The following is a 26,704-nucleotide window of genomic DNA, read 5'->3' on the forward strand; positions in this document are numbered from 1 at the left end:
TTGTGTGATATTATTTGTCCATCAGCGGTGAGAAGTCACCGACACGATAATGTCTGCCTACTGTTACCCAGTTCTTGGAGTTATATCTTGCGACTCCTGCGGTATACTCTTCTTCTGTGATATCTGTGCCGTTGAAGGTGTAGGTGCTTCCGCCGTATGAGGGAGCTTCGGGATCATAGCCATATACTTCATTTGTGAACTGGTGGCTGTCAAACCTTGCCATATAAGTCTGGTACAAGCTGTCAAAGGATTTCTTCCAGCCCAGAAGGTGTTCTTCCCTGCATAATCCCATAACGCCGTATTCACCTAACTGACTTACAGCATAAGCATTTGCCACAGTCCTCAGATCGCCGTTATCATAATATGATATATATAAATAGTCATTTTGAGTTTTGCCTGATGATATCAGAAGTTCAGGTATACCGTTGCCGTCTATATCCTGAAGATCCCACATCGGATCATTATATGGTATTCCTGCTTTGTTATAATGTTTTAGAAGCTCTTTTCTGTATAATGCCTTCTAGCTCGTATCTGTGGGCTCGACGTGTTCCTCGCGAACAAGACGAGCCGCATAACCGTTGCCGAAATGGAGCTCATAAGGTCTGGATTCATCATAATAAGCACGTCTGGTCAGGAAATCGCTTGCTCCGTTTTCATTTACAGAGAAATCGAGACACTGTATACTTGTTCCGCCGATTTCCTCTGTAGCATTGCTGATAGTGCCGTGTGAGACATTACCGCTGTTGTCTGTCATGATGTATGTTGCGTCAGCTGTTATTTCAACTGTACCCATATAACCCGCAGATTCGGGGACATCAAGGTCATTTATGCTTGACATCTCATATCTCCACCTGCCCACAAACGGCTTGATGAACTCAGTATCGGCTGTGTTTTCCGCACTGCCGTCACAAACTGATGTTACAGCCGTAGTAGTTGTTGTTACGTCAGTTCCTGTGATAGTTGAGCCGTTTTTGTCTGTGGATACGATATTTGTGCCTGTTCCTGTTGATGTTGAGACCGTAACGGCAGGAGTCACACCGCCGCCCCCTCCGTTTGGCTTGGTGTGTCTTTTCATCATTGCTGTGCTGCCGATAGCGATACCTGCAATAAGCAGTACAGAAGCCGCTGTTGTAAGCGGTGTGAGCCATACAGGTCTTTTGCTGTGCTCAACGCCCTCAACTACGTCGTTTTCGGTCATTTTTATAGTATTATCTCTCTCTGTTCTTTCTTTTTCTGCCCTTTGCTTTCTGAATTTCTTTTCGCTCATCTTGAATATCCTGTCGAGCTGTTCGTCTGAGATCTCGGGGTATTTATCGATAAGTCTTTCCATAGAATCGTTCTCTGAATTCTCAAGAATATCGAATAGATTTTTCTCTTTCATTACTTCTTACCCTCCTTATCTTCCCAATCCGACTTCCACAAGCTTAGTGCGCAGCTTGTCCATAGCTCTTGAGCATCTCTGTCTGACAGCCGTAGCCGTCATAGAAACGCTCTCTGCTATTTCCTTGGAATTTCGGTTGTAATAGAATTTCTGGATAAGTATAGTCGAATCGGGCTCGCCCAGCTCGTCTATCTTGTCGAGGAGCACGCGGCGGAGTTCCGAGCGGTCAACGCGTTCGTCAACGCTGAAGTCCGAGACAAGCGCTCTCATATCGTCCTCGTCAGTCTCGGATATATGGCTTTCTCTTGCAGTAAGGCTTCGGAAGTAGTCGATAGCCTTTCTTTTTGCGATAGTTCCGATGAGGTATTTCAGATCGTTCTCAGATGACAGGTCATATTCACACTGCATGAAAAGAGCTGCAAAAACATCACTGACACATTCCTCTATATCTTCATTCGTGCCGCAGCCTCTGAGTTTATTGTAGGCGATAGCGTAAACGTATCTGCCGTATTCCTTGACGAGACTTTATGACAGTCGACGGGGGATCTTTCCATCATAGCTGCCAGTTCTCTGCTTGTCATTTTCATTCCTCCCTGCGATAAATTTTGTAAGGTACTGCCTTTCATAAACAACAATCGGAGCAGCCTTTTCAAGTGTTACATTGTTGGCAATATTTTTTGCGGTCAATGATATTAAGCAGCAAAGCTCCCCGAGGGGAGCTTTGTATCTTTAGATGCGTCAAATATGTCAGACAGGCTTGAAAACAGGAGACTTTATTACTGTTTCAGCTCAGGATAATCCTCGCAGATCTTATCCTGTATTTCTGTCAGGGTGTCATTCCATGCTTGATTTCTCTTAATGTATGAGTCCTTTATTTGTTCTATAATATCGGAATTGATTTTATCATCATAAGGTGAATACTTCTTTATATCAATGCTTCTGGCGCTTTGCTCAAAAACAGAGTAATAATTCTGTTTATTCAGTATTTCTGACATACTTATTTTATGATACGAATTATCCTTTGCAAGCTGCGCATTGACATATATATTGTTTGGCATATTATTAGAGTATGCATACTTCTTCATATTATCGGGATTGAAAACGGTAGACAGAATAAAGCTTCTCACATCATCGCCGTTATCTGTAGACGCATTGACGAGCATATCAGTACCGCCCCAGTAATAAGCCTGCGGACCTGTACATATGCTCCATTTTCCTGACTGTTTATTAGTTGCATCATACACGAAGCTGCTGTCATTAAAGAATGTCCATGAAGGTACGAAATATCCTACGCACTGACCTTTCTGACCTGCTTCTGTCCATGCATCTTCCCACTGGCTGTTCTTTGCAACGCCGCCGTTGTTCCAGAGCTCCTTTGCCATGTCAGCAAATTGCTTGACATCACTGCTCAGATCCAGCTTATTTCCGCTTGCTACGTAATCAAATCTTCCGCAGGAATATGCCTGCCACATACCTGCAAGAGAATCGGCAAGAGCCATTCTTCCTTCGCTTTTTTCAGCAATTGTTTTTGCCGAACTTGCAAACAGGCTCCAATTTCCTATAGCAGCCTGCATTTTTTCAGGAGAGTCAACGCCAAGGTACTTTTCGGCAATGTCTGAACGGTACACAAAAGCTCCGGGACAAACGTTATAAGGAATGGCTTTGCATTCGCCCTTGCTGTTTTTAGCAAGCTTTAATGTGTACGGATACCATTCGCCCATATCCTTTTCTGTTATGCCCACAGAAGAAAGGGGAGCAGAAAATGCGTCATTATCCATATATTTTAATGCCCAGTATGGTTCGGCGAAATATACATCTATGTCATAGCCCTGATTGAACAGTTCATCATATTTTTCCGAAGCGGTTGCTCCGCCGGTACTTAAGTTGACAAAGTTTATTTTAGCACCTGACGGAGCAGTTATCGGATCATCTGCTCCTGAATACATACGCTCTATTACGTCTTCTGTTTTGATACCTGTCCAGTTTGAGATAAGACTTGGTGCTTCGTCATGGTTCCATGATACGATGGTAAACGTGTCGCCGCCTGTTTTGAGGCTGACATTTTTATCTGACGGCTCTGAAGTTGTGGGTTCTGTAGTTCCCGAACCGTTTGCAATGAACTTTTCTAAAGTCATGGGCGTGTCTTTGGTAGTTGCTGTGTAAGCATAGTAGCTCAGTATTATCGAAGCGTCAACAGCGTTGATGTAGCCGTCAGAGTTTATATCGCCGTATTTTGAATCTGCATTGACAGTATCAGCGGAATTATCAGTATTATTGAACATCGGCACCGCAGTTAATGACAGAGCGCCGATTATGCCGAGGACAGAAATATTTGTGATATTGCGTTTGAAGTTCATGATTAATACCTCCTATGGTTTGAAATTTGTATATAGGTTTATATGTTTTAATTATACCAAATACAAATGCATTACACAAGTGCTTTTGTAAAAAAAGTTAAAGCACAGAAGAAAAACAAGGTAAACTCCCGTGAGATAGCTTTTTATGGTCAATAGTTGTTGGAATAATACTTGACAAACGTTTTTTCAATGATATAATTAAATTAGAAATAAATATTTTTGGGGGACTACTAAATTACGTTCTATTTTATTCTGCAATAATATTTGCGGACAAATAACAAGGAGTGATTTTAGTGAAAAAGTCCAGACTCAAAAAGGTCATCAGCTGTATCGTTTCAGCTCTGATGATCGCAGCAAGCGTTCCCTACACCACTATCGCAGCCGATGATGAGCCTGCGGCAGGAAATGCAGGCGGCTTCGATTTTAGTCAGTTCGGCGGACAAGGCGGAGCTGGCGGCTTCGATTTTAGTCAGTTCGGCGGACAGGGCGGAGCTGGCGGCTTCGATTTTAGTCAGTTTGGCGGACAAGGCGGCGCTGGCGGCTTTGACTTTAGTCAGTTTGGCGGACAGGACGGAGCAGGCGGTTTTGACTTCAGCCAGTTCGGTGGACAAGGCGGAGCAGGCGGCTTTGACTTTAGTCAGTTTGGCGGACAAGGCGGCGCTGGCGGTTTCGACATGAGCCAGTTCGGCGGTCAGGGCAGCAACAGCGAAACTCAGAAGCAGAACATGGAAAATATTTCCATGAGCAGCGACGTCATCAGAATAATGCCCGCAGGCGACTCCATAACCTTTGGTATGGGCGATACGGGCGGATACAGAAAGTATCTCGACTATTTCCTGAAGGAAAAGGGATATACAAACTTTGATTTTGTAGGTCCCGAGGGAAAGAACAGCGCAAGCTTCAATTATAACGGAAAAAGCGTGACCTATGATGACAATCACGCCGGTTACAGCGGATACACTATAATAAAACAGCAAGGCGGCTACGGCGGAGGCTTATACGATGTCCTAAAGGAAACAGATGCCGTAAAAAAGACTCAGCCAAATATCATACTGCTTATAATCGGCACAAATGACATGAACTATAACCATACCGAAAGCGAACTGGAGAAAGACCTCCATACATTGCTTGACTTTATGATAGCTGATATGCCTTCCGACGGTATGATATTCCTCTCAACTATTCCCGAGCTTGGCGGCGGAATGTTCATGGGCGGCGGAGACAAGACCGCTCAGGTAGCAAGCTACAATGATCTTGTAAAAAAAGTTGCAAACGAATATAACAGCAATGGCAAGCAGGTAACATTTGCCGATATCCACAGCTGTCTCAACGGTACTGCCGACCTCGGCGACGGTGTTCACCCTAACGCTGTGGGATATGAGAAAATGGGCAAATACTGGGCAGGCGTCGTTGATGAGTACCTCAAGTCATCAAAACCTGCTGTAACAACAACTACTACAACAGCAACAACAACTACCACTACCACTACTACAACTACAACAACTACTGCCACCACCACAGCTTCCGAGACGGAAACAACTACAGCCACAACTTCTGCACAGCTCAAAGTTACTATGGCAGGCGATACAAACTGTGACGGACAGCTTGATATGTCAGACGTTGTACTGATAATGCAGTCACTTGCAAATCCGAACAAATACGGCGTTGGCGGAACAGAGCCGAGGGCTCTTACTTCTCAGGGCAATGCAAATGCTGACGTTGATAAGAGCGTTGAGGGACTTACTGTAAATGACGCTCTGAAAATACAACAGTACCTTTTAGGCATTATTAAAAACTTTGATTAAGCATAAAAAACTCCGACCATTTGGTCGGAGTTTTGCTTGTATCGGTTTATGTTGGTATTGCGCAGTTTAATTTTTCTGTATGAGAAGCTTTCTCAGTGCGACCACATCAAAGATATCAACTGTGCCGTCGCCGTTAAGGTCTGAACTCTCAGTAGTTATAACAGCTGCCGTCTTTTTGCCGAGCAGGAAATTGCTCAGTGTTACAAGGTCTGCGGCATTCACAGCGCCGTCAAGGTTGCAGTCGCCTAATGATACTGGCTCAGCCTTGCCTGTGAAGATGTAGGTGTTCTTTCCACTATTGGAGATAACTGCAAACTGATCGTTTCCGCTTACGCATTTATCCGGAGTTCTCTTGTTTGCCCAGCCGCCGTTGCGGAGCTTCATAGCTTCGTCTATGCTATTGAATTTCTCGCCGAGAGTGATAGTGCTGAGCTGCTCGCAGCCTGCGAACATGGAGTCGGCTTTTGTCACCTTTGATGTGTCAAAAGCAGGAATATCAAGAGTTGTTAAGGCTTTGCAGCCCTCAAACATACTGCTCATATTTTCTGTACGTGCTGTATCAAGCTCGGGATATGAATAGTTAGTATGTGCAATACTTTTAAGGCTTTCACAGCCCTTGAACATTGAACTCATATCAACAGGATAACCTTTAGCATAGGCGATGTCTATAGTCTCACAGGAAGTAAAGCCGCTGAAAAATCCGCTGCAATCGTCGGGCAGATATGCAGGAACGTTTATTTTCTTTACTTCTTCCTTATAAGGAAAATCCTGTATCTGCTTTTTATCAGCTGTTCCGCGGATAACCAGCATTTTTTCCTCGGAATCATAACTGTAACAGAGAAGCTTCTCGGGAGAAGGTTCACAGGCATAGATGTTTTCACCCGTGTTTTCAATTATACAATAATATGTGAATCTGCTTGCTTTGACCGAGGGATCAGAGGGATCATTTACATTATACCAGCCAGAATTCGGTAAAAGCATCACATCTGTTATGCTGCCTGTTTTTTCGCCAAGCTTTAATGTTTTTAGCCGATTACAGGATTCAAAAATGCTATAATTCTTTTTGATATTGGAAAGAGAAAAAGCACTAAGGTCAGCCTCGGTCAACGAATAGCATTCCGAAAAAATACCTGAAATATCATTAACATTTGATGTGTTAATATTGCCGAAATCTACGCTTTCAAGAGCATAGCACTCCTTAAACATTGCGTCCATTTCTTCGACGCTGCTTGTATCAAGACCGCTTATATCAATTTTTTCAATCGAATAGCACCTTGAGAACATATATGACATGGTTTTGACTTTGCTTGTGTCGATATTACCAAGAACGACTTCTTTCAGAGAACAGCAGCCGTAAAACATAGAAGACATATTTGTGACCTTTGATGTATCAGCTTTTGAGAGGTCTATCTTAGTACAGCCCTTACATTTTTCGTAACCGAAGAATCTTGCGCAGATCTCAGGAAATACTGCGTCATCAGCTGCGGTTATACTTTTTATTTCGGTGTCTCTTGTGAAAAAAAGGAGAGCTATAGTGTTTAATTCGCCATGAAGAATGAGTTCACCTGTTTTCTCGTTAAACTCACACCATGATTTTGTATCAAGAGCATATAGCTTTGTGTCGCTGTCGGTACTGCTGACCGCTGCAGTCGTCGTTGTCGTTGTTGTTGATTCAGATGTTGTTGTCTGAGTTGTTGTGGTCTGTGCGGCAGTTGTGGTGGTAGTTACAGCGTCTGCCGCAGATACCTCAAAAGCAGGCATTGCACTGCTTACAATGGAAAGTGCAAGCATTGCGGCTGTGATTCTGATTGGTTTCATGATAATTCCTCCCATAAAAATCTCATATCATTGTTTAGTTATTTTATATAAGTATTATACGATTTTTTTGTCAAAAAGTCAATATCGTTTTTGCTGTTTCAGCATTGATAAAGGCGTGATACACCAAATGGACGGCATGAAGCCGCCAAAAACAATTGTATCCTGCATGATCGCGAGAATACATAAACAGCGAAGCTCCCCGAGGGGAGCTTCGTTTGTATCAGTTTATATTGGTATTGCGCAGTTTAATTTTTTTGTATGAGAAGCTTCCTCAGTGCGACCACATCAAAGATATCAATAGCGCCGTCGCCGTTAAGGTCGGAGCTTTCAGTAGTTATAACAGCTGCCGTCTTTTTGCCGAGCAGGAAATTGCTCAGTGTAACAAGGTCTGCGGCATTCACATCACCGTCAAAGTTGCAGTCGCCCACTGATATGGGCTCAGCCTTGCCTGTGAAGATGTAGGTGTTCTTTCCGCTGTTGGAGATAACTGCATACTGACCGCTGCCGCTTACGCATTTATCGGGAGCGCTCTTATTTGCCCAGCCGCCGTTACGGAGCTTCATATTGCTGTCTATACTCTTGAATTTCTCGCCGAGAGTGATCGTATTGAGCTCATTGCAGCCTGCAAATACATTTTTTCCGTGTGTTACGGCTGTAGTATCAAAACCGCTGAGATCCAAGGCTTCAAGAGACGAACAGTTTGCGAAAACAAAATCAATATCGGTAACCCTGCTTGTCTCAAAGCCGCCGACTTCAATGTTTTTAAGCTTCATGCAGCCTGCGAACATTCCGCTTAGATCTTCAGCATTTGCCGTACTGAAGCTGCTGACGTCAAGGCTTTCGATATTTGAACACTCTCCGAACATATACGACATATTCTTTACGCTTGATGTGTCAAACGAACTGAGATCGAGCTTTGTAAGAGAATTACAGTATCTGAACATATCTTCCATGCTCACGACATTTTTGGTATTGAAGCTGCTCAGGTCTACTGTTTTAAGCGACTTGCACGAAATGAACATTCCATGCATTGATTTTACAGATGAGGTGTTCATTTTACCAAGCTTTATTGTCTCCGCAGCACGGCAGGCGCTGAACATAAGGTTCATATTCTCCGTCTTGCTTGTATCGAAGTTAGAAACATCTATAAAAGTAAGATTTTCACAGTTGATGAACATTGCGTACATATTTGTGACATTTGAGGTGTCAAAACTGCTTGTGTCGAGGTATGTAAGCCCATTGCAGCTATCGAACATACTATGCATATCGGTGACATTTGAAGTGTCGAAGTTTTTGAGGTCAAGCTTTGTTATTTCATGGTCATAAAAGAACATATTGCTCATATTTGTTACCTTTGAGGTGTCAAAGCTGCTGAGATCAACAGATGTGATAGCGGAGCTTCTTGCAAGAAAATAGCTCATATCCGTAACATTTGAGGTGTCATATCCTGAAAGGTCAAGGTCGTAGAAGCTCCAGCAGCCGTCCAGCATATGAGACATATTTGTTGCGCTTGATGTGTTGAGCTTTTCTACGCATGAAGCGCTGAGCTTTGTGCAGTATTCAAACATACTGCTCATATCTGTGACCTTTGATGTATCTACCTTGCCCCAATTGATAGTTCCGAGATTTTCGCAGCTGTCGAACATCGAGCTTGTATTTGTCGGAGAACCTGTAACATTTGAAAGGTCTATCAGTGTGCAGGCTTTGTATAACTTGAAGAGCTCGCTGCAATCCTCGGGAAGAACTGTGCCCTCCTCTGCGGTAACTTTGAGGACAGTGCGCTTAGTAACAAAATTGCTTATCTGTTCTCTGTCAACCTTGCCGCGGAGAGTAAGTGTTTTTGTTGCTGCGTCGAATGAATAGCAGAGCTGGTCCTCGGGCAGCTTGTTATATACGTAAGTATTTGCACCTGTATTCTGGATAACTGCAAATTCCTTGTCTCCGCTGACCTTTACAGAGGGCTCCTTTTCGTTTACCCAGCCGTAATTGATAAGTCCCATAGCCTCAGTGATATTTCCTGTTTTTTCTCCGAGTGTTATTGAGCTGAGTCCGTAGCAGTTCTCGAATACATTTCGCTTGAAAGTGATATCGGACAGAATGAAGTTACTGAGGTCCAGTGAGGACAGAGAGTAGCAGCCCGAAAACATATTGTCAATGCTTTTCAGGCTTGATGTGTTCATTTTGCTCAGGTCTATGCTTTTCAGCGAACCGCAATTCGAGAACATACCTGTCATGGTCTCGACCTTGCTGGTATCAAAGCATGAAATGTCAACTTTTTCAAGGGACTTACAGTTGCTGAACAGATAGGACATCTTAGTTACATTGCTTGTATCGAATTTGCCAAAAACAAGCTCGGAAAGCTCGGTGCAGCCAGAGAACATGGACTGCATATTTGTGATTTTAGATGCATCAGCCTTTGAGAAGTCCATTTTTTTGCATTTATTGCAGAAATAGAATATATTGCTGCAATTTTCGGGAAATACCGCGTCCTCAGCCGCGATTATGCTCTGTACCTTTCCCGCATATCTGAAGCTTCTTATCTCGCTGCTTGTAAAATCGCCGTGGAGAGTGAGAGTGCCTGTTGCCTCGTCATAGACAAGGTGCTCTTGTTTATCGGCAGTTGTAACGGCTGTCTTTGTTGTAGTGGCAGCAGTAGCCTTAGCTGTTGTCTGTGCTGTAGTTTTAGCTGTAGTCTTTGCTGCGGCTTTAGCAGTTGTTGCCGTTGTTGTCTGTTTTGCGGCAGTTGTGGTCTGTACAGTTGTGGTGGTAGTCGCAGCCGCCTTTGCTGTGGTGGTAGTTACAGCGTCTGCCGCAGATACTTCAAAAGCAGGCATTGCACTGCTTGCAATGGAAAGCGCAAGTATTGCGGCTGTTATCTTGCTTGGTTTCATTAATGATTCCTCCCATAAAAATCTCATATCATGGATTTGTCTTTTTATATAAGTATTATACGATTTTTTTACCATAAAGTCAATATCGTTTTTGCTGTTTTTGATGTATTGCTCAATGCTTGAATGGTTCAGTAATATCACTGCTTTATTATTCTTTTGGATTTATTGTAAAATATGATTGCTAATTAATACAAAATAGTTGAATATTATCTATCATATAGATATAATTTAATCAACAATTGCGGTAAATTTATTCAATAACGCTACTTATACGAGCGATTGTAATTTGAATAAAAGGAGTGTTTATATGAAGCTATCTTTCGCCAAACGTTTAACATCTGCGATGCTTAGCACTGTTTTCTCAGTCACAACATTAATGACTGGTATGCCCCAGTCGATCCGTGCTGAAGAAGAGAAATATCTCTATACAGACGATGGTTTCGCCTACATAGTCAATGATGAAGGCAGCATTACGCTCAAAGGACGCGATCCCGAGCGAGAAGATGAGTACGACAAGACAAAAATCGTATTGCCGTCTAAAATAGACGGTAAATATGTGACAGAGATAGATACAAATTATTTCGGTCACAGCACCTACGGAAGCAATTCTACTGTCACTGAAATAGTGCTGCCTGACCACATTGAAAAGATCAACAACTGGTGCTTTAACGACTATAAAGCATTGGATACTCTCGTTATTCCTGCAACGCTGAAAGAGGCGGAACGCCCTTTCACATACTGTAAGATAAACAAGGTCATAATCGAGGACGGCATGAAGACAGTGCCCAAGTCGCTCTTTTCCTGTACGGACTATATGGGCGAGCTTGTTATCCCTGATTCTGTCGTGACAATCGGTGATAGTTCTTTTACCAGTATCAGTGGGCTGAAGGAGATACACGTTCCCGACAGCGTCAAGAGCATCGGATACTGCGCGTTCAATAACAATCCCGACCTTGAGGTGCTCGACCTGCCTGATACCCTCGATTTCATTGATAGCTACGCATTTGCTGAGAATCCGAAGCTCACTTCTGTTACTGTTCCTGATACATGGACATTCGGAGAGGGAAAAGATGGTTTCTTTCAGAAATGCGGTCTGAAAGAGATAACCTTCGGCCCTGACAGAAAAGAGATACCTCAGGGTATATGTCTGTATTGTGAAAGTCTCGAAACCATAAACTGGCCAACGGCTCCGACAAAGATAGGTTCCCGTGCCTTTGAGGATTGTTATGCTCTGAAGGATCCTAAGATACCTAACAGTGTTGAGATAATTGATTCCTACGCGTTCGATGGCTGTAAGGGGATAACCCACCTTGATCTGCCCACTGATCTGAAAGAGCTGACTTCGCGAAGCTTCGGAAACCTGAAATCGCTGAAGTACCTGTATGTTCCTATGGAACTTCCTACAAAAGGCAACTATAAGGAGGTTTCAGCTTTCTGGAAGAGCGGGATCGAAAAATTGGAATTCGCAGAGGGCATAACCGAGATCAATGCAATGACTGCAAGCGGTCACCCGAATCTGACAGAAATAGTTATACCTAAATCTGTTACTGCTATTCGTAGTTATGCTTTTAACGGCAATGAATCTCTGGCAAATATAGATCTGCATGAAGGTATCACTACCATAGAAGGACAGAGTGTATTCTCTGACTGTAAAAGCCTTAAGGAACTGACTGTTCCATCAACACTCAAAGGCGAAGGATATGCTTTTTCAAGTGCACCCGCTCTTGATACCTTATACATTTCAGAGGGACGCACTGAGATCCCGGACAGACTCTTCATCAACTGTAATGTGCTGAAAAAAGTTGTTATTCCCGAAGGCGTTACCAAGATAAAGGCAAATGCTTTTGCAAACTGCTATGAACTTGAAACAGTCGAAATGAAGCAGGATAATGTAGAGGTAGAGAACAGTGCGTTCAGCAGATGTGACGCTCTCTGGGACGAGAGATTCAGCATTTGCAAAAAGGGCGACCTTTTTATGACAAAATCGTCTTCTTCAAATACAGAAGGCGGTATCACCAATTATACAATTTACTATTCCATCAATCCGAATTTTCTCGACACATTTGATACGGCAAGTCTCGATGTATCTGTACAGCCATGGAAGCATCTTGTAATTGACGAGAGCCTTCCTGACGGACTGAAAGCCGGTGATGTAGGCTTCAAAGTCAATCTCACCTCGACAACGGGTATCTTCCGTTTCAGCGTAAGAAATCCTGAAAACGATGTTGTAAAAGTGACCGCAGAGCTATGCGCGAGAGTCCATAAGGAACCAAGCTATGAATGGGATAAAAAGTGCTTTACAGTTACTGATGCAACATTTGAACCTGTAACTATTAATGTACCCGATACAGTAAGCGTCAAGGACGGAAAATCAAGTTTCAACATCTACGGATATGCCGATATCGGAAGCAAGGTCACCATAATGGTCAACGGAGAGGAATACTCAACAGTTGATACAAATGCTTATACAGGAAAATACAGTGCCGCGGTCAATTGCGAGCCAGTTGACGGTGTTATCACTCTTCAGGCTGTATGCGGCAGCAAAAAATCCGACAAGAAGCAGATAAGCGTTGACGAGAATATGCCTGTGCTTGTGGACTTTGAAGTATCACACGAAACACACGTTGACGTATGGCGTAAAAATATGACTGATATTTTCCGAACAGGCTATACACCATATGTTTCGTATAATCCTCATCATCCGCTGCAATTTGATGTTGATCTCGACAATGATGATAATTCTCAGCAAATACTCGTTGCATCAAAGACAGGCGATAAACAGTCATTTGTACCGCTTGAGCGAAACTCTGAAACAGGCAAATGGACAGGAAGCGGCTTCTTTGATACATCTATCCCTGGAGATCTTTCAATAAAATCGATCCCGAAAAACAAGTCGGATATGCTGACAGTCAAAAAGGACAGTGAAGGCGCACTCAGCTCTGTAAAGAACAAGGACGGAAAGGAGCTTTTCAAACAAGATGAAGAAGCTCCGAAGGATCCTGCTGAAAAATTTGCTGAGGAGCATGAAACTAAAATAGTTGATACAGGCGGAAACAATATCGCTGTAAGCTTCAAAAAGAAGTCAAAGACCAAGACTGATCCTCCGAATAAGACCGAGCCAGATGACGAAGATCCTGATGACGATGATGACGAGGATACTCTCAATGTCTATGAGGGCAAGGCGGAGACAGTAAATATCGGCGGAAAAACACTTAAGCCGATAGATATAATCGAGGATCACAACGACTATAATTTTGAAAAGTCCAACACCAGCGTTACCGATGAGAACGGAAATGTCCACGAATACTATGCAAGGGTATTCACCAAAGATGACAGTGAGTTTGCTCAGAGTCTCACAAAGAGTATCCCTCTTTCGAGCAATGGCTCTGATACAAGAACAGTCAATGACTTCCTGACAGATAAGGAAATAGGACGTATAATCGAAGGAATAGCCATAGCGGACTATAACACATTTACTCAAACAGCCGAACTGATGACGGTTGCGTATTCTACTTCTCTGACAGGCGACGATGACCTTGATGAACTGGCTGAAAGTCTTGACGTAGGTGCAAGTACTGCGTTCATTCTTAAATGGGGTGTTGAATCCAAAGGTTTGAACGATGTAGCAGGATATGGAGGAGCAGTTATTACAGCTGTTCAGGAAGGTTATGAACTTTACGACCACTATTACACACACAGTGATCGCGTAAATAAAATAGCCTATTCAAAGGACACATTCGTTCAGGATAAGGCGCCTCAGCTCATGGTAACATCTGCGGCATTGTTTGCTGGACGCGCAGCTATAGCAGCATTCGCAGTAAAAGGCGCTTTCACGCTTGCAGCAGCAGGTGCGGCTGGTCTGGCATTCTGGCCTGCGCTTCTTGCAGGTGCAGCATTGACGTTTGGAGTATGGGCAATGAAACTGGCATACAACAAGCTTGAAAAAGAACTTGATGATGTCATTGATCCTGTGACTTCTGACGGTAAGATTAATGTTGGTATCGATCCCAGCGGCTACGTTTATGCGGCTGTTCCCGATAACCGAATAAAGGGTGCAACAGCTACTATCTACTATAAGGATAAGAGCGGTAATGCAGTAAAATGGAATGCTGAGGATTACGATCAGGTCAATCCGCAGATCACCGACTCATCAGGCTGGTTCATGTGGGACGTTCCCGAGGGACTATGGCAGGTAAGGATAGAAGCCGAGGGCTATGAGAACTATGCTACCGAATGGCTTCCCGTTCTTCCTGTTCAGACCGATGTCAATATTCCGCTGAAGAGCACCTCGGCAGCCAAGATAGAAAGTATTGACGCTTATTCAAACGGCGTACATATAAAAATGTCTCAGTATATCACTGACAGTACGGCGATAGCGGATAACGTTTACCTGACCGACAGCAAGGGAAATGTTATTCCGTGTAAGATAAGCTTTTCAAAGTCTGAAACCAACGAAACAGGCTATTCTGACATTATTACTCTTATTTCCGCTAAGGGAACTATCTCGGAGGCTGAGCTGCATATAACCAAAGGATTGCTTAGCTACAGCGGTGTGCCTTCGGAGCCTTCAAGTGAGAAGATTGTCAAGATAAAGGACTCTCTTATTGTTGATAACGAGCCTGAAATGATGCTGGGAGATGTCAATAATGACGGAAATATAAATGCCGTTGACGCTTCTACTGTTCTATCGTATTATGCAATGATATCAACAAATAAGGATGGCGGATTTGATGATGCTCAAAAGGCGGCAGCAGACGTAAACCATGACAGTTTGATAAACGCCGTTGATGCTTCGTGTATTCTTTCATATTACGCATATACCTCCACAACTAAGGATACACCGAAGAAAACACTTGAAGAATTCTTGAAATAAGAATTATAATAGCTGCCCGTAATGGGCAGCTATTCTTTTTAATTGTAAAAAAGTAATAGCGTATAATGCTGAATTGCACATAACACACAGAAAGATAGTCAGCGGAGCACTTTTGTGCGGCTGTGCGCTGTTCACGCTGTCCGGAGCTTCACGTATTGCTGAAAACAAAGTTCATATAAACAGAAAAGCTCCCCGAGGGGAGCTTTTTTATATTTAGTTGTGTTATACGTGTCAGACGAGCTTAAAAATAGTTCAAAAAAGTAATAAATGCAATAGCAGGGAAATTCCGCCTATAGTGCAAAAGAATGAAAAAAATATGTATTAGTAATAAAATTGTTGACAAGTATCTGACAATATACTATAATAATTTTATCAATTTTATTATAGGAGGTAAAAAATGAAAAAAATAACAATAATAAAGGAGGATAAGAAATGTTAAAAAAATTTATTTCTGCTTTGGCAAGTGTTTCTTTACTCATTACTGCAACGGCTTTCAGTACAAATGATATCCAAAATGCAGATAATGGTCTAAACATTGACAAAAGTACATCCAACAATGCAAATGACGCAGCAGTTAAGGGCAATAATTCAATCGGAAAATATATTGAGAAAATGTCCTTGCAGGAAGAGAAAGATGGCATTCAGCCATTAAATCTCAAAGCTTCTGTTGATGAATACAAGGTCGCAGGTATTGATTTCGATCTTAGTACAAGGAAGCTTACAGCAATTACAACACAGAGTAAAGCCTGCACACTGAAAATTGAATTTATAAATGATGATAATGCGCAGGATATTTATGAAATGAAAGCACCTGTAGGCGTCGGTGAAAGAAGTGAAACAGTTCTTACTGTTGACACTGCCGTATTGCCTGAATTCTTTGAAGTCAGGGCTGTTCTTGTTGATAATTATGGCAATGAGCTTAGCGAACGATATATTTTAAGTAAGTATATGCGTTTTATGCAGGAGCTTAATGAAGCTACCATTTATGATTATAATGATGATCGTTTAGTAAATCTTGATGAAAACGAAGATACTAATTTCTTTGTATTGAGTGAAGATACGATCAGAGCAGTCAGCACAGAGGAAGAAAACACTCTTGTTTCTGCTGATTATGATAATGGAATATATGTTTTCGAGAATATTAATGACAGTATCCGCTATCTTTCGGAAGGCGATTATTTTTATGCACAGCCTGATGATACGGATGTAGTTGCAGTAAATGTTGAGAGCATTGATGTTGATGGTGATACAGCTACCATCAAGGGCGGCATCGATATTGATGATATGTTTGATGTTATCAAGATCGAAATAGGCGAAGATAGTATTGATCCTGACAAACTTGAAGAAGCTGCAGGAGAGAAGGAACTTACTGTAAATGGTGTTCCGGCAAGCGAAAATGAAGACTATTCCGTTGTGTATGAAGGAGTAGTAGAAGATGAAAGCGGTCAGCCTGCTTTAGGATACAGTATGTTGAGCTATGCTGATACACAGACGCCAAAGTCAGCAGGCTTGTGGAACGTTCTTTCAAATCCTGATAAAAGAAATACTTTAAATGTTCCTCTCAGATTTGAGATAGCTCCATATAAAACCGATGAAAATGGAAATGTCGAGACCGACGAAAATGGTAATAAGAAATTCAAAAAGTATGAGAAAAAAAATGAAAAAGGAGAAGATTGGGACGGCTTTAAAAAAGAGCATAGTTATGTTACCAAAAATCTGAATTACTGTGATATCGACGGAAAAATTAATTTTTCAGCTTCGATAACAATAACTATTAAAGCGGATATTACGATTTATAAGGTTAAAAATAATAAAGAGCTTGGCATAGACGGTTCATTGGATTTTAATTTTACAGCAAAGGGCGCTATAAGCGGATGCTTAACTTTGGGCAATCCAGTCGTACCTATACCGCTTTTCCTTGGTTTAAGCCTTGAAGTAGGTGCTGAGATCAAGATCGGAGCAGAATGCTCTATATCTATCTCTGCGAACAGAACGTATTATTTTAATACTCATAGTGCGGATTATGCTGATAAACCTGACAGAGAAGTACTGTACAGTGACAGCGATTTTGCAGAACATAAAAATTCAGAGCAAAAAAGCGAGGCGAAAGTTAGCGGTAATTTTTATTTAACATTTACTCCTTCGCTCAAGGTGTCATTCCTTGGGGTTGTAAAGGTGGGTATAGAAACACCTATTAAATACCAGGTAAAGGCTACTTTCTTTAGTGCAAGTAATGAAGATCCGGATTTGGACGATTTAAATGTCAAAGTCGGAACTGTTGCTATGGTTGCACCAAGCGGTTCATCTAAATCTGAGCCTATCCATGCGTGCAAGGCTTGTTTCCGTATTGAACCAAGTCTTACAATCAAAATTTCTGTTACATTAAAGTTTATAAAGAATTACAATCTTGACTTGCTTGAACGTACATGGAATTTTACTCCGTTACACTGGTCGCTGTCATATGGCGAGTTTAAATCAGGCGAATGCCAGCATTACCTGTATCCGACAGATATCTCTATTACAGGAAAAGAAGATGAGAAGCTCTCGAATCTTGTTTTGGAAGTCGATAATGAAAAGGTCAATACAGGAATTGGCGGCGGCGTAAGCTTATTCCTTTCTCCTAATCAGAGCCATAGTTATAAGGTATATTCCGATGAAAAGGTTATAAAGAGCGGTTCTTTCTCAGTTGGTTCTGAGTATTCATCAATAAAGGTTGATCTTGATAGTGGCGTGAAAAAGGAAGGAAGCTCTCCCGTAGTAACAACTACAGCTGCTCCGCCACAAAATCCTGAGATACACACAGTTGAATCAGTAATATCTAAGATCAAGGAAGAAAACCCGGATCACTTAATGTTAGAATATGGTCAGCTCGGTGATAATGTATTCTATTCATTATATCCTGATGGACTTCTGTACATATCAGGATATGGTCCGATGAATATTACAAGTGATCCGATCAATAACAGGGAACTTGTTAAAAATGTCATTTTTGAAGATTATTCACACTGTTTAATGAGCGAGTTAGCTGTTGATACAGATAATGAAATTCTTCTTGATGAATATATTGAAAAGTATCACGAGGATATGTCCAAGCTGTATCTTGAAAAACATAGAGATAAAATTGTTGATATACTCAATAAGGATTATGAAGTCGAAAAAGACGATCCATATCTTGACGAGATGGTAAATGATTATATCTATGCAAATTCAAAAGAAATTGCCCGTGAATATTATGAAGAGAATAAAACTGAATATGCAGGCAAGCTTGTTGAATTCAAGAAGGAACTGATCGACGGACTTAGCGACAAAGTCATTACAAGTATTGGTAGCGGAATGCTCCAGTATTGTACTAATCTTAAACGCATGACATATGAAGGCTCCCCAAATGCAGATAAGGAAGATGTATTTGAGATCCCACCAACAATTGAAGAAATCGGAGATTCTGCTTTTTCAGGATGTTTTCAAATAAAGAACATCATCATTCCTGATACAGTAAAAAAATATGGTTATGAATGTATTAAGTATTGTCAAGACTTAGAGTCATTCTCAGTTCCGTATGTAGATAAAGGATTTGCTGTAAGAACCTTTTTTGGTCTTGACGGAGAAGGCAACGGCGGAACACCTGATTGGTATGTTGTAAAAAATCTTAAAGATTTGGGGAAATACTACGTATCCACACAAAGTGATACCAGCGTTCATTTAGACCATCCTAAAGTTTCATACATACCTATAAATTTGAAAAAACTTTATATCACAGGCGGTGAAACTTTACCGGAAGATGCATTAGTTAGTCTCGTCACTTTTGAATACATCCATTTACCTGATACCATGACTAAAATTGAACGCGTTGCATTTTATGATTACGACCAGCCATCTGCAAATTATCAATGTGATAAAGTCAAGGTTTATATTCCTGCATCTGTTGTTGAAATAGACAATTATGCTTTCGGTGGAAATAATAGTAAATATGAGATCTATGGCGAAAAAGGAAGCGCTGCTGAAAAGTTTGCTATTGATCATAAAATGACCTTCCATGAAGGCGACTTTACGGATGAGGTCGATGATACAATAACTGTTCGCGGCGACGCTAACGGTGACGGTCAGGTAGATATGTCAGACGCAGTTCTTATCATGCAGGCATTGGCAAATCCGAATAAATACGGAACCAGTGGCACAAGCCCGACACATATTACTGCTGCCGGCTTCAAATACGCTGATACGGACGGAAACGGTCTTACTGTAAATGACGCACTTCGTATCCAGAAATTCCTTTTAGGTCTTATCAAAAGCTTTGATGAGTAAACCCAAAAACTCCGACCAATTGGTCGGAGTTTTTGCATATATTCTCGTAATTCCTCATATAATTCACTGACCAAATTTCGAAAAAAACATATAAACGAAAAGCTCCCCGAGGGGAGCTTTTTCTGTTATTTATAGTTTTCCAGGCTGGTGTCGAACCAGCTCATATCCTTTTCGGGAACAGGTTCTGCCTTGTCATTTAACTTTACATCGAAGTACAAATCAACAGAGTTTATATCTCCGTTTTCAAGGTACAAAATATCTAACATTGGTATTCCTGTTTCCTTGTCGATGTAGAGTAAATATCTATCTCTTTCATATTCATCATAATCCTTTTCGGGACGCTTTCCTTCAATAATATAGCAGTCTCTGCCCTCAAAGTTTATGTCTCCCGTGATATTCCATGTACTGAAGTCGTAGAGATAATTAGTCACAAGTCCTGTTCCGTCAGGGCAAAGAGCACCCTTATATATAGGAGAATCATAGCATACATCATGTGTGGAATTTAATCTGATCGCTTCAAAGCCTTTGTATTTATCGGCGTCGCTGTCACGATAAAAGTAATTATTCCAGTCGTACCAGCTGTATTCTTTTCCGTTGGATTCGTCTCTGTCAAGGTCCATTGGATTATGCCAGTAATAAAGTTTTTCGCCGTCACAGTAGTCTTCGCTTTCTTTTTCATGTTCGGGATCAATGTTCTTTTTAGCATATTCAGTCATGCTTGTAATGTCATCACTGCCGTTGTATCCGTCGCCGTAATATCCAAAGTCATATGATCTTGCTGCTCTGTTATCTGCACATAAAATACGGTAGCTTACGGAATAGTCCTTAACTTCAGCAGGAGAACCCTCTGGAGCTTTATAGAAACTTGCATTTTTTGCGCTTATCTTGTCATAAAGCTTTACGCTGTTCATCATCTTGTCAACAATATCAAGCTTCTGAGCATCAAGCTCGGGACCTGTGGGCTCTATGTCGTCGATTATCCAGTTTCCGTCCTTGTTGACTATCTTCATGGTCATATCGTACTTGTTGGGAATATTGGTGAATTCGTACTTTACGACAGCAGTGAATGAATCATCGGTGATGTCGTATATTTCCGCAGGCTCGTTCTTGTATTTATAGAATTTGTAGGTGGAATTGATGTGATCATTGCCTTCATTGTCACAACCTAATGAAGAACAGTAGAGCTTACCGTTGTATATTGCATAGGTGCCGAAATCAGGGCACTGCTCAATATCCTTTCTGTATGTGCGGTTAGACTCATAGTTTGTAAGCTCCTCGCCTATAAGATCGGGGAACTGTTTGTCTATAAGGCTCTGTGACATAAAGGAAAGAGCCTTATCCATTACCTCATCGGTATTGCTGAATTTCATTCCTATTTCGTAGTGCTGATATTCCCAGCGACCAAGAAAAGTATAATTCGGGTAATCGAGGGGATCGCCATTACCGAGCTCATAATAGAGGTAATCAAATGACTGACCTGCTTCTTCGTCTATTCTTTGGCGTTCTTTATATATTTTATCTAAATAAGCGTTATATTCTTCCTCGGACATCTTACCAAGCTCTTCACTTTCCATATCTTCATCGGGATACTTAGGCATGATATCGTAGTCGAAAGGCTCAAGGAAGTCCTCATATTCCGCAAGGAGACTCTCTGCGGTCTGACGGTATTCCTCAGTACGGGGATCCTCGGCAGTTTCAGTAAGAGCCTGAGACATATCCTCAGCTGAAGTTGTAGGACCGTCAGGATCATTGTTATTACCGTTGCTGAACTGCTTTGCGATATTGTAACCGCCGAAGCTTCCTGCGCCTATAAGCAGCGCTAAAGAAGCCGCAATGGAAGCTGTCCTCCACTTGGGACGCTTGTATACGTCAACGCCGCTTACCTCTGTTTCTGAATTGAATCCTGTATTTGTATCTTCTGTTATATTGTACTTTCTCTCGCTCATGGCATACATTCTCTCCTTCTCTTCATCAGTGAGTACGGGGAATTCCTGAGCAAGCTTTTCTATTGCCTCGTCATCGAGATCAAATAAAAGATCGTTGTCTTTCATATCAAGCCCTCCTTGTTTATACCTGCTTCTGTGAGCAATATCCGGAGCTTTTGCTTTGCACGGCTGCTGCGTTTCTGTACAGCTGCCGCCGACATAGAGATGCTTTTTGCTATTTCTTTTGCTGTGCGGTTGTAGTAATACTGCTGTATGATGATAGTAGAATCGGGATCGCCAAGCTCTTTTATCTTGCCGAGAATAATGCTGGACTGCTCCTTGAGCTCTGTTTTCTCGGTGATGTCATCGTCATCGCGGAGCTCGTTGATAGTGTTTTCATCAACATAAGCTGTCCTGCTGCTGCGTGAGACTATCCTGCGGAATGAATCTATAGCGGTATTCCGCGCAACAGCTCCTATAAAGCCCTTGACATTGTCGGAAAAGTCCGTATTATTATCAAGAAGCCTGTATATCTTCATAAACACGTCACTGACGCATTCTTCAACGTCCTCGCGGCTTCCGCAGCTTTTAAGGACGCTGAATGCGATAGTATAGACGTAGTTGCAGTATTTGTCAAAGACCGCCCTGTGGCATTTCTGAACTGAGTTCGCCATCAGTAAGCGCAGCTCGTTGTCTGTCATCAGGAAATCCTCCTTTATTGAATGCATTCACTAATATAAACGAAAGTGAGAGAAAGAATCAGACATATAATTTTAGCATTTTTTGAAAAAAAATACAAGTTCTTTGATAAAAGGCGCTTCTTTATTAAAAAGACCGAATTTATCGCCGAAAGTGAAAATGCTGAGGTTGCCGCCGCTGCAGAACATGAAGTCCATTCTCTTGTATTTTCGGTGACATTATGCTATAATGACAAAGTTGAAGGAGGCGTTATAAATGACTTTACAGCAATTGAAATACATAATCACAATAGCAGAAACAGGCTCCATAACCACTGCGGCGCAGCGGCTTTTCATCGCACAGCCAAGCCTTTCCAAGTCCGTGGCAGAGCTTGAAAAGGAAATGGGCATCACCATTTTCAACCGAAGCAACAGGGGAGTATATCTTTCCGAGGACGGTACAAAGTTCCTGTCCTATGCCCGTCAGATAGTTGAGCAGGCGGAGCTTCTCGAAAACGAATATAAGTCCACAGCACCGCCGAGAAGAGCCTTTGCGGTATCAGCTCAGCATTATGCCTTTGTGGTAAATGCATTTGTTGAGCTCGTCCGCGAGTACGGCAGGGACAAGTACGAGTTTTCGCTCCGCGAGCTGAAAACTGCGGAGATAATCGAGGACGTCCGCACCCACAGAAGCGATATAGGAGTTCTCTTCCTCAGCAGCTTCAACCGCGAGGTCATAAGGCATATTTTGCAGAATGAGGAAATAAAATTCGTGCCGCTGTTTACAGCAAAGCCCCACGTTTTCGTCAGCAGGAGCAATCCTCTTGTGGGACGAAGCTACGTCACTCTCGACGACCTGAAGGCTTTTCCGAGACTTACCTACGATCAGGGCGTGAAGAACTCCTTTTACTTTGCAGAGGAGCTTCATATTACGGCTGAAAGCCAGAAAAATGTAGTAGTTTCCGACAGAGCCACACTGTTCAATCTGTTGATAGGACTTGACGGGTATACTATTTCGTCGGGTATCCTAAGCTCAGACCTCAACGGCAGCAACATCGTTTCCATACCTCTTGAAAGCGACGAAGAAATGGAGATAGGCTATATAACTACAACTGACCGCCCAATTAATGAGCTGACGGAGCGCTATCTGGAGCATCTCAGAGAATACATCGAAAATTATTCTTCCTGATATAGCTTTTAGCTATGGGACTGCATTTCTTTTTGATATTAACACATTTCTGACCGATGTGATATAATGAGAAAGCAATAAACATATCGGAGGAATAGGAAATGCAGACATCAATTATCGGATACCCAAGAATAGGCAATTTACGTGAACTCAAATTTGCAAGCGAGATGTACTTCCGCGGCGAGATAAATGCCGCAGACCTTGAAAAAGCAGCAAAGGATATCCGCTCATATAATTTATCCTTACAGAAAAACAGCGGACTTGACTTTATCCCGTCCAATGACTTCTCATTCTATGACGGAGTCCTCGACACGGCTTTTCTGCTGAATGCAGTTCCCGAAAGATACATATCTCTGGGACTTTCAAAGCTTGATACATACTTTGCGGCTGCAAGAGGATATCAGGGCGAAAAGGGCGACGTTAAGGCTCTTGCCATGAAGAAGTGGTTCAATACAAATTATCACTACATGGTCCCCGAAATTGATGACAGCACCGTTATAAAGCTTGTCGGCACAAAGCCGTTTGAGCTTTTCAGCGAAGCTCTTGAAAATGGCGTAAAGACCAAGCCCGTCATCATCGGAGCTTACACATTTCTGAAGCTTGCGCGTTACAAGGGCAGCAAAAAGGCTGCTGATTTTGCGGAGCAGACTGCCGCAGCATATTCGGAGCTGCTGAAAAAGTTCAATGCTCTCGGCGCAGAATGGGTTCAGTTTGACGAGCCCTCACTTGTAATGGATATGACTGCCGAGGATATACAGCTTTTCGTATCGCTTTACGAGAATATCCTCAAAAGCAAGGGGGCGGTAAAAGTTCTCGCACAGACCTATTTCGGCGATGTCCGCGACTGCTGTAATGAGCTGTGCGGACTTGATTTCGACGGTATCGGTCTTGATTTCACCGAGGGTAAGAAGTCTCTTGAACTTGTACAGAAAAACGGCTTCCCACAGGGGAAAACTCTCTTTGCAGGCGTTGTGAACGGCAAAAACATCTGGCGCAATAATTATGCTTCCACGCTGTCAACTCTTTCCGAGCTTGCGAAGCATACAAGCAATATCGTTATCAGCACCTCATGCTCGCTGCTTCATGTTCCGTGCACCCTTGCAAACGAGACAAAGCTTGATAATAAGTACAAGAAGCATTTCGCATACGCCGAGGAAAAGCTTACAGAGCTTGCAGAGCTGAAAAAAATAACCTCTGCTGAGAACTATGCTGAAACCGAAGAATACCACAGAAATGCAGAGCTTCACAGCGAGCCCAGAACTACAGGCAACGAAACTGTCAGAAAAAAGGTGGCAGCCCTTACCGAAAAGGATTTCGTGAGACTTCCCGAGTTTGCAGAGCGCGAGCGCATACAGAAAGGACGCTTTAAGCTGCCGCTGCTGCCCACTACAACAATTGGTTCATTCCCGCAGACCGCCGAGATAAAATCTGCCCGCAACGCACACCGCAAGGGCGAGCTCTCCGACAGCGACTACGAGTTCTTCATTGAGAAAAAGACCGCCGAGTGTATCGCATTGCAGGAGGAGATAGGTCTGGACGTCCTTGTTCACGGCGAATTTGAGCGCAACGACATGGTAGAGTATTTCGGCGAGTGCCTTGACGGCTATCTCTTTACCGAAAAGGCATGGGTTCAATCCTACGGTACACGCTGCGTAAAGCCCCCTGTAGTATGGGGCGATATATCCCGTGCAAAGCCGATGACAGTAAGGTGGTCGGTGTACGCTCAGAGCCTCACTGACAAGCCAATGAAGGGTATGCTCACAGGTCCTGTAACTATACTCAACTGGTCATTCCCCAGAGAAGATATCTCCCTCAGAGAGAGCGCTTTGCAGATTGCTCTTGCTATCCGCGAGGAGGTGCTTGACCTTGAAGCTAACGGTATAAGCATTATTCAGGTAGACGAAGCGGCTCTCCGTGAGAAGCTCCCTCTCCGCAGGGCTGACTGGCGCGAGGACTATCTCGACTGGGCGATACCTGCATTCAGATACGTTCACAGCGGCGTAAAGCCCGAAACTCAGATACACACACATATGTGTTACAGTGAATTTGCCGATATAATCAAAGATATCGACGACATGGACGCAGACGTCATCACATTTGAGGCTTCACGCTCCGACCTTACCATTCTCGATGTGCTCAAAGAAAATAACTTCCGCACAGAGGTTGGTCCGGGAGTTTACGATATCCACTCCCCGAGAGTTCCCTCAAAGGAGGAGATAAAGGCTGCTATCGGCAAAATGCTGGAGCGTATCCCTGTCGAAAAGCTCTGGGTAAATCCCGACTGCGGACTTAAAACCAGAGGAAACGAGGAGACTGTCCCAAGCCTTAAAAATCTGGTAAATGCGGCAAGAGAGGTGCGAAATGAAAACTGCTGAATTATTTGAACACAAAACCGTGTTTTCGCTGGAGGTCTTTCCGCCGAAGCCCGACACTGATGAGAGCGTCATATACGATACACTTAATGAGCTTTCGGGCATATCTCCCGATTTCATCAGCGTCACCTACGGCGCAGGGGGCGGTCAGAACGGCTGCAAGACCATACAGATAGCCTCCGACATAAAGGAACGCTATGGCGTGGAGAGCGTTGCGCACCTGCCCTGTATTGACTTGACAAAAGCTCAGGCTGTGGAGATACTCGACAGTTTGCAGGCACACGGCATAGAGAATGTTCTTGCACTTCGCGGCGACAGGAGAGGGGATTTGCCGGCAACAGGAGATTTCCGCCATGCCAGCGACCTTATCTCATTTATAAAGGAGCGTTACGACTTCAATATCATAGCTGCCTGCTATCCCGAGGTACACCCCGAGAGCGTCAGCGCAGTTGACGACCTGAAATGGCTTCGCCATAAGGTGGACTGCGGTGCCGACCACCTGATAACACAGCTTTTCCTTGATAATAAGTACTTCATGGATTTCAGCGAAAAGGCTCGTATCGCAGGCGTTGATATTCCGATAGAAGCAGGTATCATGCCTGTGACCAACAAGCGCCAGATAGAGCGCATGGTGAAGCTCTGCGGAGTACAGCTGCCCAAGAAATTCGTCCGAGTCCTCGAAAAGTACGAGCACAACGAAACAGCTCTTCGGGACGCAGGCATTGCCTATGCCATAGATCAGATAACAGACCTCATCGCCGAGGGTGTTGACGGTATCCACCTTTATACAATGAACAACCCATATGTTGCGCATAAGATATTCTCAGCTGTAGAAAGCCTTATATCCGTAAGTTCATGCGCTTTAGCATAAGCGATTCAATAGCGAAAAAATCTATTTTTGAATCATGTCAGATTAATGAGTCGGTGCAATTGCACCGACTCTTATCTTTTCAGGATCGTTATTAATGCCTTAAAAGATTATTTCATTTCGGTAATAATAATGTAACAAAATGATTGCAGAAGTTTAAAAAATATTATCTCTATTGACAAATGATTGAATATATGCTAATATTATTATGATTTGGAGAAATCGAACTGAACTATACGTATAGTA

The 26,704-nt window shown here is 42.7% G+C and carries 15 protein-coding genes; 6 read left to right on the forward strand and 9 right to left on the reverse strand.

Annotation, left to right across the window (positions count from 1 at the left end; all coding sequences use genetic code 11):
* Nucleotides 1-10: 10 nt before the first annotated feature.
* The 5 genes from T497_RS0114820 to T497_RS0114835 all read right to left on the reverse strand — a co-directional run bounded on the left by T497_RS0114820 (nucleotide 11) and on the right by T497_RS0114835 (nucleotide 3,738).
* Nucleotides 11-454, reverse strand: coding sequence for a hypothetical protein (locus T497_RS0114820; RefSeq protein WP_028516287.1), 444 nt, complete (start codon nucleotides 452-454; stop codon nucleotides 11-13).
* A gap of 66 nt (nucleotides 455-520) precedes the next feature.
* Nucleotides 521-1,381 carry a hypothetical protein gene (locus T497_RS0114825; RefSeq protein WP_028516288.1) on the reverse strand — a complete coding sequence of 287 codons (861 nt, stop codon included), beginning with the start codon at nucleotides 1,379-1,381 and terminating at the stop codon, nucleotides 521-523.
* 15 nt (nucleotides 1,382-1,396) lie between these two features.
* Entirely contained in the window at nucleotides 1,397-1,870 is a 474-nt protein-coding gene (locus T497_RS17110; RefSeq protein WP_242840032.1) for a sigma-70 family RNA polymerase sigma factor, read from the reverse strand.
* Nucleotides 1,825-1,962 carry a hypothetical protein gene (locus T497_RS18880; protein WP_242840030.1) on the reverse strand — a complete coding sequence of 46 codons (138 nt, stop codon included), beginning with the start codon at nucleotides 1,960-1,962 and terminating at the stop codon, nucleotides 1,825-1,827. Before T497_RS18880 ends, T497_RS17110 begins: the two co-directional genes overlap by 46 nt.
* 195 nt (nucleotides 1,963-2,157) lie before the next feature.
* The gene (locus tag T497_RS0114835; RefSeq protein ID WP_051530707.1) at nucleotides 2,158-3,738 is read right to left on the reverse strand and encodes a hypothetical protein; all 1,581 of its coding nucleotides are present in this window, start codon (nucleotides 3,736-3,738) and stop codon (nucleotides 2,158-2,160) included.
* A gap of 293 nt (nucleotides 3,739-4,031) precedes the next feature.
* Between T497_RS0114835 and T497_RS17825 the strand changes: the two genes are divergently transcribed.
* Entirely contained in the window at nucleotides 4,032-5,543 is a 1,512-nt protein-coding gene (locus T497_RS17825) for an SGNH/GDSL hydrolase family protein (RefSeq protein ID WP_028516290.1), read from the forward strand.
* 66 nt (nucleotides 5,544-5,609) lie between these two features.
* Here T497_RS17825 and T497_RS0114845 read toward each other — a convergent pair whose 3' ends face one another.
* Together T497_RS0114845 and T497_RS17830 are read right to left on the reverse strand one after the other, a co-directional pair.
* The gene (locus T497_RS0114845; protein WP_028516291.1) at nucleotides 5,610-7,361 is read right to left on the reverse strand and encodes a BspA family leucine-rich repeat surface protein; all 1,752 of its coding nucleotides are present in this window, start codon (nucleotides 7,359-7,361) and stop codon (nucleotides 5,610-5,612) included.
* A 245-nt stretch (nucleotides 7,362-7,606) separates the two neighbouring features.
* A complete protein-coding gene (locus T497_RS17830) occupies nucleotides 7,607-10,252 on the reverse strand; it encodes a BspA family leucine-rich repeat surface protein (protein WP_051530708.1) in 2,646 nt (881 codons plus the stop codon).
* A 307-nt stretch (nucleotides 10,253-10,559) separates the two neighbouring features.
* Between T497_RS17830 and T497_RS0114855 the strand changes: the two genes are divergently transcribed.
* The gene (locus T497_RS0114855; RefSeq protein ID WP_028516292.1) at nucleotides 10,560-15,125 is read left to right on the forward strand and encodes a leucine-rich repeat protein; all 4,566 of its coding nucleotides are present in this window, start codon (nucleotides 10,560-10,562) and stop codon (nucleotides 15,123-15,125) included.
* A gap of 432 nt (nucleotides 15,126-15,557) precedes the next feature.
* Entirely contained in the window at nucleotides 15,558-19,427 is a 3,870-nt protein-coding gene (locus T497_RS0114860; protein WP_028516293.1) for a leucine-rich repeat protein, read from the forward strand.
* A gap of 125 nt (nucleotides 19,428-19,552) precedes the next feature.
* Here the strand turns inward: T497_RS0114860 and T497_RS0114865 are convergent, their stop codons facing one another.
* Together T497_RS0114865 and T497_RS0114870 are read right to left on the reverse strand one after the other, a co-directional pair.
* Nucleotides 19,553-21,478: a hypothetical protein gene (locus T497_RS0114865; protein WP_028516294.1), complete on the reverse strand. Its 1,926-nt coding sequence runs from the start codon at nucleotides 21,476-21,478 to the stop codon at nucleotides 19,553-19,555.
* Nucleotides 21,475-22,053 (reverse strand): RNA polymerase sigma factor, encoded by a 579-nt coding sequence (locus tag T497_RS0114870; protein ID WP_028516295.1) that lies wholly within the window; start codon nucleotides 22,051-22,053, stop codon nucleotides 21,475-21,477. Before T497_RS0114870 ends, T497_RS0114865 begins: the two co-directional genes overlap by 4 nt.
* A gap of 253 nt (nucleotides 22,054-22,306) precedes the next feature.
* On the opposite strand from T497_RS0114870, the gene T497_RS0114880 reads away from it, so the two are divergent.
* The 3 genes from T497_RS0114880 to metF all read left to right on the forward strand — a co-directional run bounded on the left by T497_RS0114880 (nucleotide 22,307) and on the right by metF (nucleotide 26,461).
* The gene (locus tag T497_RS0114880; protein WP_028516296.1) at nucleotides 22,307-23,218 is read left to right on the forward strand and encodes a LysR family transcriptional regulator; all 912 of its coding nucleotides are present in this window, start codon (nucleotides 22,307-22,309) and stop codon (nucleotides 23,216-23,218) included.
* A 101-nt stretch (nucleotides 23,219-23,319) separates the two neighbouring features.
* The gene (gene metE / locus T497_RS0114885) at nucleotides 23,320-25,593 is read left to right on the forward strand and encodes a 5-methyltetrahydropteroyltriglutamate--homocysteine S-methyltransferase (protein WP_028516297.1); all 2,274 of its coding nucleotides are present in this window, start codon (nucleotides 23,320-23,322) and stop codon (nucleotides 25,591-25,593) included.
* A complete protein-coding gene (gene metF / locus T497_RS0114890; RefSeq protein ID WP_028516298.1) occupies nucleotides 25,580-26,461 on the forward strand; it encodes a methylenetetrahydrofolate reductase [NAD(P)H] in 882 nt (293 codons plus the stop codon). Before metE ends, metF begins: the two co-directional genes overlap by 14 nt.
* Nucleotides 26,462-26,704: the final 243 nt, after the last annotated feature.

This window comes from Ruminococcus flavefaciens MA2007 (assembly GCF_000621845.1).
GTDB classification, from domain to species: domain Bacteria; phylum Bacillota; class Clostridia; order Oscillospirales; family Ruminococcaceae; genus Ruminococcus; species Ruminococcus flavefaciens_E.

Excerpts from the sequence above, each read along its gene's own strand:
- T497_RS0114860 (WP_028516293.1), top strand. The coding sequence starts at position 15,558 with ATGTTAAAAAAATTTATTTCTGCTTTGGCAAGTGTTTCTTTACTCATT.
- T497_RS18880 (WP_242840030.1), bottom strand. The coding sequence starts at position 1,962 with ATGACAAGCAGAGAACTGGCAGCTATGATGGAAAGATCCCCCGTCGAC.
- T497_RS0114825 (WP_028516288.1), bottom strand. The coding sequence starts at position 1,381 with ATGAAAGAGAAAAATCTATTCGATATTCTTGAGAATTCAGAGAACGAT.
- T497_RS0114820 (WP_028516287.1), bottom strand. The coding sequence starts at position 454 with ATGTGGGATCTTCAGGATATAGACGGCAACGGTATACCTGAACTTCTG.
- metF (WP_028516298.1), top strand. The coding sequence starts at position 25,580 with ATGAAAACTGCTGAATTATTTGAACACAAAACCGTGTTTTCGCTGGAG.
- metE (WP_028516297.1), top strand. The coding sequence starts at position 23,320 with ATGCAGACATCAATTATCGGATACCCAAGAATAGGCAATTTACGTGAA.
- T497_RS0114880 (WP_028516296.1), top strand. The coding sequence starts at position 22,307 with ATGACTTTACAGCAATTGAAATACATAATCACAATAGCAGAAACAGGC.
- T497_RS0114855 (WP_028516292.1), top strand. The coding sequence starts at position 10,560 with ATGAAGCTATCTTTCGCCAAACGTTTAACATCTGCGATGCTTAGCACT.
- T497_RS0114870 (WP_028516295.1), bottom strand. The coding sequence starts at position 22,053 with ATGACAGACAACGAGCTGCGCTTACTGATGGCGAACTCAGTTCAGAAA.
- T497_RS17830 (WP_051530708.1), bottom strand. The coding sequence starts at position 10,252 with ATGAAACCAAGCAAGATAACAGCCGCAATACTTGCGCTTTCCATTGCA.
- T497_RS0114845 (WP_028516291.1), bottom strand. The coding sequence starts at position 7,361 with ATGAAACCAATCAGAATCACAGCCGCAATGCTTGCACTTTCCATTGTA.
- T497_RS0114835 (WP_051530707.1), bottom strand. The coding sequence starts at position 3,738 with ATGAACTTCAAACGCAATATCACAAATATTTCTGTCCTCGGCATAATC.
- T497_RS0114865 (WP_028516294.1), bottom strand. The coding sequence starts at position 21,478 with ATGAAAGACAACGATCTTTTATTTGATCTCGATGACGAGGCAATAGAA.